Origin of the sequence: Brevibacillus laterosporus (genome assembly GCF_030489605.1) — a bacterium.
Taxonomy (GTDB): Bacteria; Bacillota; Bacilli; order Brevibacillales; family Brevibacillaceae; genus Brevibacillus_B; species Brevibacillus_B laterosporus_E.
Genome location: NZ_JAUKFY010000042.1, coordinates 1 through 10,694 on the forward strand (window position 1 = coordinate 1; position 10,694 = coordinate 10,694).

At 38.2% G+C, this 10,694-nt stretch carries 10 protein-coding genes and 3 pseudogenes; all 13 read right to left on the reverse strand.

All coding sequences use genetic code 11. From position 1 onward, the window contains the following. Window positions 1-491 precede the first annotated feature (491 nt). On the reverse strand, window positions 492-1,049 hold the full coding sequence (locus tag QZ995_RS23170) for a hypothetical protein (RefSeq protein ID WP_301812258.1): 558 nt from the start codon (window positions 1,047-1,049) through the stop codon (window positions 492-494). 268 nt (window positions 1,050-1,317) lie between these two features. Next, window positions 1,318-3,911: pseudogene (locus QZ995_RS23175) on the reverse strand (polymorphic toxin-type HINT domain-containing protein); the annotation flags it as partial. A gap of 290 nt (window positions 3,912-4,201) precedes the next feature. Then, a complete protein-coding gene (locus QZ995_RS23180) occupies window positions 4,202-4,459 on the reverse strand; it encodes a hypothetical protein (RefSeq protein WP_301812260.1) in 258 nt (85 codons plus the stop codon). A 290-nt stretch (window positions 4,460-4,749) separates the two neighbouring features. Further along, window positions 4,750-5,532, reverse strand: a pseudogene (locus tag QZ995_RS23985) (polymorphic toxin-type HINT domain-containing protein); the annotation flags it as partial. 145 nt (window positions 5,533-5,677) lie between these two features. After that, window positions 5,678-5,998, reverse strand: coding sequence for a hypothetical protein (locus QZ995_RS23190; RefSeq protein WP_301812264.1), 321 nt, complete (start codon window positions 5,996-5,998; stop codon window positions 5,678-5,680). Window positions 5,999-6,141: 143 nt separating this feature from the next. Then, window positions 6,142-6,336, reverse strand: coding sequence for a hypothetical protein (locus tag QZ995_RS23195; RefSeq protein ID WP_301812266.1), 195 nt, complete (start codon window positions 6,334-6,336; stop codon window positions 6,142-6,144). Between the two features lie 113 nt (window positions 6,337-6,449). After that, window positions 6,450-6,653, reverse strand: a complete 204-nt coding sequence (locus QZ995_RS23200) for a hypothetical protein (RefSeq protein ID WP_301812268.1) — start codon at window positions 6,651-6,653, stop codon at window positions 6,450-6,452. A 266-nt stretch (window positions 6,654-6,919) separates the two neighbouring features. Next, window positions 6,920-7,219, reverse strand: a complete 300-nt coding sequence (locus tag QZ995_RS23205) for a magnesium and cobalt transport protein CorA (RefSeq protein ID WP_301812270.1) — start codon at window positions 7,217-7,219, stop codon at window positions 6,920-6,922. A gap of 19 nt (window positions 7,220-7,238) precedes the next feature. Beyond that, entirely contained in the window at window positions 7,239-7,730 is a 492-nt protein-coding gene (locus tag QZ995_RS23210) for a hypothetical protein (RefSeq protein WP_301812272.1), read from the reverse strand. Between the two features lie 53 nt (window positions 7,731-7,783). After that, complete coding sequence (locus QZ995_RS23215) at window positions 7,784-8,116, reverse strand: RHS repeat-associated core domain-containing protein (RefSeq protein WP_437124764.1); 333 nt, start codon at window positions 8,114-8,116, stop codon at window positions 7,784-7,786. 419 nt (window positions 8,117-8,535) lie between these two features. After that, window positions 8,536-8,982, reverse strand: a pseudogene (locus tag QZ995_RS23220) (RHS repeat-associated core domain-containing protein); the annotation flags it as partial. A gap of 441 nt (window positions 8,983-9,423) precedes the next feature. Next, complete coding sequence (locus QZ995_RS23225; protein WP_003337456.1) at window positions 9,424-9,783, reverse strand: DUF7674 family protein; 360 nt, start codon at window positions 9,781-9,783, stop codon at window positions 9,424-9,426. 22 nt (window positions 9,784-9,805) lie between these two features. Next, a partial coding sequence (locus tag QZ995_RS23230) for an RHS repeat domain-containing protein (protein ID WP_301812273.1) occupies window positions 9,806-10,694 on the reverse strand: 889 nt, incomplete at its 5' end.

The following is a 10,694-nucleotide window of genomic DNA, read 5'->3' on the forward strand; positions in this document are numbered from 1 at the left end:
TATAGATGGGCTTTCCGCGTAAATCATACTTATAGTACCAGCTATGTTTTTCCCCTGTTGATTTTGTTTACTCTAATATTCCTCGTATTCTAGGACCAAAAAGAAACCCCAGACGAGTAATTAACTACTCGTTTGGGGTAAGTTTATAAGAGATGCTATGGGATGTGACTGCTAGTTTTTTACACCTTTAAAATACATCGCATGGTGCCTTCCTGCATATGTTTCTTGACCTTGCTTACCACCCCAAGAAATGCGGAGGGCTTGTTCTCAAACTGGATGACCTCTAGCTTCTCATTCCAACAGTTGATGACAACGGCGGTATTGTCCGCTTATGTAAATCAACGCCCACATAGATAAACTTTTCTCACTGTTTTTCTGAAATTCGCTAAAACGTAAATAACGTCGCAACTATCGATAGCCGCCCAGTTCAATCGTGACTGGGTAGGGGTAAAAAGAAGACCTCAAGGAGTGCTCATTCTTGAGGTCAGAAATCAATATGAAAATTGTTTTAGAAATTCATTCACCCAGTCAATGTTGGAATTATACTCTCTTTGATTATGTTCCCAGTACTCAATAAATCTTTGTTTGCAAGTCACGTACTGGGGGTATAAACACTGAACCAGTTCTATCAACTCTGTACTACCACCCAACACTGCATGCCGTTCGTGGGAAATAATTACTCCCCAATTGCCACAAGTCGAATAAACTGCGTTTTCAATTACAATAGGAATATCTGTATAATCCTTGAATGTTGATGAAGGCGCGCCCCCCCAGTGACTATGTTCGTAAGACCCACTGGATAAGGACTCGGAAAAGCAGTCACCTTCAATTTCGGAAATAAAGCAGTCAACTTCCCCAAAATGGCTGATTGCTCGACGAAGAACATTAAACTGCTCTTCTTGAAGGTAATATCCATCAGTAGGAAACAAAAGTAACTTAGCTTGGATATTATCAGTAAAGCAATTATCAAAGGGGTCTTTATTCTTGAACACCTTATAGAAATTACGTTCAAGATTTTTTATGGCTTCAATTTCAGTAATCTTTTTCATATCAATCCTCCAAAAACTTGACTTTCCGAACTCCACTTATTCCGTTTACGTCGATTGTCGGAGGTCCAGATTTAGAAGATGCACGATAGGTAAAAGTAACCCCATTTGCATCCTTCCCAACAAAAACTCCCGGTGAAACTTCTTTGTAGCTTCTAACCTGCTCTTTAAAGAAGCCAAAAGCATCATCAGCATTTCCAGTAATTCTCTTAATGTCTTTTTGGTCAGCCTGTCCTAATTTCTTCAAGTCATCCGCGCTAAACTTGCCCCAACAATTAGTATTGTGAACCCAAATACCAAGGTTACTCACGAAATAGGTATGGAAACCGTCAACCCTCAAGTTATAAACTGTTGCTTGCCTATGCTCCAATTTAATGCTGTCTACCGTGAGTGTATTCCCATCACTTTGAACAAGCAAGTCACCGACTTTGAGGTCTTTAACGAACGTCCATCCTTTATCCTTCACATAAAACGGATGATTGAAGGTCGATTCAATAATCAGACCGCCCACATGGATTTGGTAAATCTCATCCGTCTCATGGTTGAACGTAGCCGTAACCTCTTTGTACGTAACCTCGCCAGTCTCTTCATCCTTGGAAAGAACCTTATCCCCGACCTCGATTTCCTCGATAGGTTTCTCCTCTTCGTCTGTCAATACCTTAGTACCTTCTGTAAAGCAATTACATTTTGAAATTGCTTTGGCTACTTTGTTAATTTTAACTTCAACTTTAGCTGCTTTAAGAACTTTTGCAAATGGGAAAAGGCTAGCGGCAGTAAAAGCTTTTTCACCCAATGATTTAGTCGGATCCAAAAGCGTATTTATATCGTCTACTAGTAAGAAATTGGCTCCTTCAGTTGCTATCTTCTTACCTGCCGTTACTTGTGCATCAAGATTTGTCTTGCAATTCGCCATATCAACGGCCATGCTAAAGATGGAGAAACAGGAAAAGCAAAATTACCTGTCGGGTCAGAATGAATTAGTGGATTGTTGTACACATACGTATACCGATTCAAACTAAGCGGATTATCCACTTGCCCCTTATACGTATCCTCCGTTATAAACCTTCCATCATTTGGATCATAATATCTAGCACGCAGATAAATCAAGCCCGATTCTTCATCATATATCTCACCCGCATATAAGAACGGATTGGACATCGTTTCCTGCTTGCTTTCCACATTTCCCCAGAGATCATATTCATACTTATTCAAGGTCTGCCCGGTCTTATCCTTTATTTCTACAATGTCACCGTGAGCATTTGTATAGTAATAGCCCTGTTTTTTGCTTTCTACATCATCGCGGTAAAGTAGTTCATTTCCCCAGATGTTGCGGGCTTGGAGGTTGTTCTTTTTATCTAACTCCTCAATCACGTTGCCGTTTAGATAGACATAGTGAGTTGTTTTGCCGTCTGTTTCTTTACTTGCCCTAAGCTCACCCGGATAGTATGTGTAGGTGCCTTCTTTTCCATTTTTTGCATAGGTTTTGAGACGGTTGAGTGCATCGTAGGTATATGAACTGTCTACGATTGTTGCCGATTTGGCTGTTACAAGGCTTTGGCGATTGCCTCGTTCGTCATACGTGTATGTTTGTTCTCTTGTCGGTGTTGTTTCATTACGAATCCGATCCAGTTTATCGTAGCCGAACGTGGAAGTGGATTGGTTTACCGTTGTTTCCACTAGATTTCCAAAGCCATTATATTGGTTTTGCTCTGTCCATGCTTTGGTGTTGGCTTGGAAATGCTGCACGTCTGTTGTCTGGCCAAATGAGTTGAAGCCTTTCTCGATTTTGGTACCGTTTGGATACTGGACATGAACGGTATCACCTGTTGTGGATGTGTCGTACTCATAAGTGATTTTACCCATGCCTGGATGTTTAACGGATAAGATGCGTCCTAGCTCATCATAGGTGTAAGCTGTTGCAGTTCCATCTGGATACACAATCGAGTCCGGGGTATCATCTTCATCCTCGTATTTTTGTACGTACGTACGTCCAAATGTGGTCATAGAAGTTGGGCGTAAAAAGCCGTCATACGTATAGGAAACCTTTGATCGTTGTTTTGCTGTGTGAGGAGCTGGCGTGTCGTCTGATCGTAGGTATTTTTCTCTGTCTCTACTACTTTTTTGCCTGACAAGACCTGTAGCGTATCCAGCTCATAGAATGGCGTATACCTACATTTCCGAGTATTTCCCTTTTGATCCGTAAAGCTTGCCAGATTCCCACTCTTGTCATATTCGTAGTTCTCTTTGACCTTTTTGGTAGCGGGGTCAATTTCGCGAAGCTTCCATGAGGAGACCATTGTATACGTAACGGGCCGTCTCCTTGTCATTTTCGAAGGTACTCATCAGGTTCCCGTTTGCATCGTATTGGAATTTATATACGTTCTTTTCCGGGTCTTTTATATAGATGGGTTCTCCTCGCAGATCATATTTGTAGTCCCAGCTGCGTTTTTCTCCCTGTTCATTTGTGATCTGCTTATGCGTTGGATTGCCAAAGCGGTCATACTGCATTTTAGTTTCCGTTGATAACGTGCCGTCTGCTGTATGAACCAGACTGGCAATCATTTGTCCATAGCGATCATAAAGCTGTGTGGTTTCTAATCCATTGGGAGCAATCGTTTTTTCTACCGGTGTTATTAGACTGCTACCCTGATCCTGATTGGCGTATTTCATGGTAGTCGTTCGTTTCAGGGCGTCTGTGACAGTTCTTAGGGTTCCATCACTGTGATAGCTGTACGTGGTTCCTCTTTCTTTTTTGCCATACGGATACATCGCAACTAAACGGTTTCCATCCTCCGCATAGGTATTTTCTACAAGAGTACGTCGATTTCCTTGCCTATCCACCTCTACAGAAAACACGACTTTTCCAAATCAAGCTGAATTTAATGCCCTTGTTATTACATGAGCCAGGATGTGTCCACCTTCCATCCTTAGATTCACACCAATTCCCAGTAGGGTCAACATTGTTAACAGAATTGTTATGCACATATGTATACCGTTTCACACTCAGTAGATTATCCACTTGCCTCTTATACGTATCCTCCGGTAATAAACTCTCCCATCATCGGATAATAACTCAGATAAATTTCAAGCCAGAATCATTAGGTACTTCGTGGGGAAGAAAAAGCCTTGAGGAAACTCCTCAAGGCAAAGAATAATTATTGTTGTTTCTTCAATTGTTCGGACGGATTCCAACCTTCTGGGGACTGTCGTCCTTTCGAGAACCATTTACAACCGTTACTAACCCACATTTCTTTCCATTCTTGATAAACAACCCCTTTATCAGCTACATCATCGTCATCGTAACCGTAATGGAATCCACAACATGGACAAATTTCATCAGAGGGAACACCTCTGTCATCATATGGAGGTTCATAAAGTCCGTCATAATTACATACAAAACATTGATTTTTCAAATTGAACCCTCACTTCCCTGGTTGTCTACTCCAATAAGTAGGAGATGACGGCTTATAAAAAGTCTTGGTTGTACCGTCAGCATTGTATGAACCAAATGTGTTTGTTTTGGGATCATATACTCTAATTGTGCCATCAGCATCAGTCTTAACCTGATATTTTTTTTGTTATTAAAGAAGTCATTTGCTTTTTTAGCATACTCATCAGGAGTCTTTGTTCCAAAATCACCCCCATGTCTAACAAAATGGTCTTGTAAAGTCTTCTGGTTACCCCATTTATAAACACCACAAGAATTATGAGTCCATATTTCTAAGTTAGATACAAAGTACGTATGGAAATCCTTCACTTTAAAGTTATAAACAGTCTTAGGTTCCTTCTTAACCCCGATCTTCTCAATGGCTAATTCCTTGCCATCTGAGGTTGTTAGAACATCGCCAACGACAAGATTCTTGGATTCCACCCAACCTTTACCGATAATCCAAAATGGATGCTCGTCAGTAGTTGTAATGACTTCATCATCAACAGTAATATTATATGTTTCCTCTACATCACGTTGGAAGAGCCATTCAACTTTCTTGTAAGCCATCTCACCTGTCTCATCGTCTTTAGCTAGGACTTTGTCACCTACCTCAATTTCCTCAATAGGTTTCTCCCCTTCGTCAGTCAATACCTTTGTACCTGCTATAAAGCAATTACATTTTGAAATTGCTTTGACAGCTTTATTAATTTTAACATTAATTTTAGCTGCTTTAAGAACTTTTGCAAATGGGAAAAGGCTAGCGGCAGTAAAAGCTTTTTCACCCAATGATTTAGTCGGATCCAAAAGCGTATTATATCGTCTACTAGTAAGAAATTTGCTCCTTCAGTTGCTATCTTCTTACCTGCCGATACTTGTGCATCAAGATTTGTCTTGCAATTCGCCATATCAACAGCACATGTTAAAGCGGAGAAACCGGAAAAGCAAAATTCTCTGTCGGGTCAGATTAATTAGTGGATCGTTATGCACATACGTATACCGATTTAAACTAAGAGGATTATCCACTGGTCCCTCATACGTATCCTCCGTTTTAAACCTGACATCGTTATCTATCTATAATAAGGAATAGCATGCCGTTTAATACTAATCTACGCTTTTTATTAAATAGATGATATAAGTAGGTACAAGAATAAAAAGGCCCTTAAGTGAATGTCAACTTTTCACTTAAGGGCCTTCAGTAATACTAATACATAACTAAATAATCATCGTATATTTCACCTGATAGTTTAAAAAGCATATTATATTTTCCTAGTTCTTTACCCATATAAATTATAGGTAAGTAGCTAACAACATGGTTATAATTACATCTTGGCCAGTCTCCAACATCTAATGATATTCTCTTTAATTTTATTTCTAATTCATCTTTATTATAGATACCAAAATACCTTTCAAATTCCTCTGCACATTCTAAACGATAACTCTCAAAAGCTTTCCAAAATCCCTCGATACTTTTTTCTTCTACTTTTTTGTCTTTCGCCCAACTGATCAGTTCATTTGTATTCATTCACGTTTCCACTCCATCAATGTCCTCTGCCTTGCCCTTTACTAAAGTTATCAAAGATAATACGACCTCATTTTGAATCATAATTTCCATAGATTCTCCAATCTCCATACTGGCCTTTTACTTTTATTTCATATTTGTATAGTTTATTTTCCAACTTCAATCCCTTTTCCACTAAGCATCTTTATCCCACTTTGACCTTCTGGACCAAACAAACCCTTATTCATTGCTTCTACAAATTTTTTGATACCATCTTTACCAAATCTATTCCTTACCTCATTATAAACCTCATGTTTAATCCAACCCTGTCCTATATTTTTAGAAAAAAACTGCAAATCCATTTTGATAAAAATAGCTGAAGCTTCTTGTGAAGCTTTTTTAGCTCCAGCCTTGATTGCCCCTTTTAGTAGCCCACCAACACCTGTAATGTAAGTAAATGGATCTTGAAATCCTTCTAATTCTCTGGCCCCACTACCATCATCATATTTGAAAGCCCCAATAACTTTACCGTTTTCAATGATAAAGTCACCACTATGATCATTATCATGAGACTTTTTGCTGGATTTACTACTACATCCGCCAAGATGTGCCCATTTTCCATCCTTAGATTCACACCAATTCCCAGTAGGATCAACATATACAAGAACGGGTTAGACATCTTTTCCTGCTTGCTTTCTACATTTCCCCATAGATCGTCTCATACTTATTTAGAGTTTGACCAGACTTATCCTTTATTTATACGATATCACCGTGGGCATTTGTATAGTAATAACCTTGTTTTTGTCTTTACACATCATGTGGTAGAGTAGTCCATACCCTAAAATTTAACAGGTTTAGAGGTTATTCTTTTCATCTCCTCTTTCTACAGGCCAAAAAGAAACCCCAGACGAGCATTGATACTCGTTTAGGGGGTTAAAAACGATTTTACGTGTTCCTTCGAATGTTCAGTTTATTTACTACTATACTAACCGCTTCTCTAACATCCTCTATTTTATAAAATGCTTTTGGATCGAGTTTATGATCCTCCTCGTAGGGAGAAAATCTTGAGGTAACGTCCGCTAGATTACGAAACATCTCACTCTCAAGTTCTGTTAACTCATCATAATCGAGATCAATATTGTAGGTATACGAAAACTCATCACAGAATTTTAGTAATTCAATCTCGTTTTTCTGTAATAATTCAATTAGCCAATACAAGCGTTCTTTAGGAGTTCGTTCGCTCACATTCTCCACCTCATTCATTTTACTTCGGTATAGCTGGGAGATGACCCATAGCCTTCCTTGCATATTCAAAATGATAGACTGTGTTCGTAGCTACATCGTAGAGCACTTCTATATTGTACTTTTTACCATTTCGATAAATTATATCGTAATACATCTTAGCTTGGGAGCCTCTTGGGTCAGCAAATCCTTTCCCGTATTTTATAACCGCTTGTTGAATTTGAACAGGCACAAATCTTCCAGCTTCATCCATATGCTGAGCAGCTTTAGCAGCAAAGTTTAATCCTTCGTCTAGCTTACTAAAGCCCTTCCCCTTATTAAATATACTTCCAATGATAAACGCACCTTTGACTGCAGCGGCTTCTCCTGGATAATCCCATATTGCTTTATTAAAGTCTGCGATAAAAGTAAGCCTTGGAGCAGATTCTCGTGCCATCTTCATCACTTGTGAATCAGGAATTATAGCATTCGAGGATTGCATAATATCTGACTGGGCATATCCTGCTTTAGTCATTTTCGCTCTTATATCATTAGCATTACCCAGTTAGCACCAATATTTTGTTCCCATTACCCCGTAGGATCAATGTAGCGCAGCGGGTTATTCTTCACATACGTATAACGATTCAAACTAAGCGGATTATCCACTTGCCCCTTATACTTATCCTCCGTTATAAACCTTCCATCATTTGGATCATAATACCTGGCATGCAGATAAATCAAGCCGGATTCTTCATCATATATCTCACCCGCATACAAGAACGGATTGGACATCGTTTCCTTCTTGCTTTCCACATTTCCCCATAGGTTGTACTCATACTTATTCAGGGTTTGCCCGTCTTTATCCTTTATTTCTACGATTTCACCATGGGCATTTGTATAAGTAATAGCCTTGTTTTTCATCCTATACATCATCCCGGTAGAGAAGCTCATTCCCCCAGATGTTCCGAGCTTGGAGGTTGTTCTTTTATCTAGCTTTTTCTATAGGAAAAAAGAAACCCCAACTGTGATTACTAGTTGGGGCAATTAATATGAGATTACACTAAGTTAGCATTATGAAACACTTTTATCTCTTGATCGCTAAGGTTGCTAATAAAAAAACCTGAAAGTTCCTTCTGACAGTCAAGTAAACAACCAAACTTCTCATTTATTTGTATCACTGTTGCCACCTCAATATCACCAAATAAACAATATAAAAAGTTATTCAATAAGATAGAAGGTGTAATTTCCCATTTGCTCATGATAATATCCATCATTAGTTTCTTTACAGTCTAACCCGTGACAGACGAATAACGTAACTTCATATATACATACCTCCCCAATTATTTGAATAAGGCGTGATAAATCACGGCCTCAGTCTCAGAGACATTTATTCCAATTTCCCACTGTCCTATATTCATAAAATTTTTTCCAGATTTAAGGTTTGGTACAGCCTTCTCCACAGCCGTCCTAAAACTAGTCAACATTGCCTGTTCTATCATCTGTTTACTCTTCGGGCTGAGTTCTTTCACTTGAGGGTTTTTAGTCAGGTAATCAACCATATGTTTAGTTGTATTTGGGTGTGCCCATTTTCCATCCTTAGATTCGTACCAATTCCCAGTAAGATCAACATTACTCACAGGATTGTTATGCACATACGTATACCGATTCAACGACAGTGGATTATCCACTTGCCCCTTATACGTATCCTCTGTTATAAACCTTCCATCATTTGGATCATAATACCCATAATACCTTGCTCGCAGATAAATCAAGCACGATTCTTCATCTTTTGAGTGGCTGTTTCAAAGCAAAAAGAAACCCCAAACGAGATTACTCGTTGGGGTAAAATATATACTTTATAGCCTCCTCTTTACATATCAATCGATCTGGAACGGTATGAAAAAACAACAAATTTTCTTTCAAACTAATAATGTTAGGAGATAACTCTAATGCTCTCCTACTATGAAATAAAGCCGACTTATAAGCTCCGTCAATATGACGTAATAGATGGTTTAACAAGGATGAAACTAGACAGCCAGATAAATCCTCCAACTTCATATCTTTAGCTTTATTCATAGTTTCTAAGTAATTACCGGAAAGTAAAGCGTCGTTAATCATTGTATTGGTTTTCATCCACCCATTTTAGGATGTCTTCTACCACTATCACTATAATTTAAATCAATACCTCACCGAGAATAACGGCCCAATGAGGTGTCGAATAAATTTATTTAGTATCCATATGCTATTTCTAGCTGTTCACACAATTTCTTTGTTACACTCCCCATATAATGCTTTGCTTTAACAATAATGTTCCTTTCCGTTATTAACGATTCAAGAATAGTGGTAACTAATACCTCCTTTACTTTTTCATCAGAACTCATTGCCATTTTTTCTAAGAATATAAAAATCGCTTTTAGTTTTTTCTCTTGGTCATGTAAATTCAGAATTTCAATTAAATACGGATTAAAAACAATACCAAAAATTACATGAGGTAAATCTTCCTTTAACCACTCAATTTCTTCTTCATACACAGGGTTAAGTTCTGGTATTTCTACTAACAATGTTTGAACTAAATCATTGTACTCCATGTTTAATTCACTCCCAATATCTTTATTTACCAGCTAAAGCATTTCTCAGATCATTTAATAACGCCTGCGCAATCTGTTTCTCCTGATGATTTAATGTATTATTATTCACTAATTTTTCTAATGCTCTGCTATAGTCTCGACCTTTTTGACTATGGAATTTTCCACCAACTGGTATACCTGCTTTCAGCTCAAAACGAATAGCATCCATAGTAATTCCATTTCCGATTAATTTAGGCATATTTTGCCCTTTATACAATTCATTTACAATGTTTTGTAATTTTTTATTACTTACAGCAGGTTTAATACTTAAATTAATTTTAGAAAAAAACTGCAAATCCATTTTGATAAAAGTAGCTGTAGCTTCTTGTGAAGCTTTTTTAGCTCCAGCCTTGATTGCCCCTTTTAGTAGCCCACCAACACCTGTAATGTAAGTAAATGGATCTTCAAATCCTTCTAATTCTCTGGCCCCACTACCATCATCATATTTGAAAGCCCCAATAACTTTACCGTTTTCAATGATAAAGTCACCACTATGATCATTATCATGAGACTTTTTGCTGGATTTACTACTACATCCGCCAGGATGTGCCCAATTTCCATCCTTAGATTCACACCAATTCCCCGTAGGATCAACATTACTAACAGGATTGTTGTGCACATACGTATACCGATTCAAACTAAGCGGATTATCCACTTGCCCCTTATACGTATCCTCTGTTATAAATCTTCCATCATTTGGATCATAATATCTAGCACGCAGATAAATCAAGCCCGATTCTTCATCATATAGCTCTCCTGCATATAAGAACGGATTGGACAACGTTTCCTGCTTGCTTTCCATATTTCCCCACAGGTCATATTCATACTTATTCAGGGTCAGCCCAGCTTTGTCCTTTATTTCTACAATATCT

Excerpts from the sequence above, each read along its gene's own strand:
- QZ995_RS23170 (WP_301812258.1), bottom strand. The coding sequence starts at position 1,049 with ATGAAAAAGATTACTGAAATTGAAGCCATAAAAAATCTTGAACGTAAT.
- QZ995_RS23190 (WP_301812264.1), bottom strand. The coding sequence starts at position 5,998 with ATGAATACAAATGAACTGATCAGTTGGGCGAAAGACAAAAAAGTAGAA.
- QZ995_RS23195 (WP_301812266.1), bottom strand. The coding sequence starts at position 6,336 with ATGGATTTGCAGTTTTTTTCTAAAAATATAGGACAGGGTTGGATTAAA.
- QZ995_RS23200 (WP_301812268.1), bottom strand. The coding sequence starts at position 6,653 with ATGTCTAACCCGTTCTTGTATATGTTGATCCTACTGGGAATTGGTGTG.
- QZ995_RS23210 (WP_301812272.1), bottom strand. The coding sequence starts at position 7,730 with ATGACTAAAGCAGGATATGCCCAGTCAGATATTATGCAATCCTCGAAT.
- QZ995_RS23215 (WP_437124764.1), bottom strand. The coding sequence starts at position 8,116 with ATGAAAAACAAGGCTATTACTTATACAAATGCCCATGGTGAAATCGTA.
- QZ995_RS23225 (WP_003337456.1), bottom strand. The coding sequence starts at position 9,783 with ATGGAGTACAATGATTTAGTTCAAACATTGTTAGTAGAAATACCAGAA.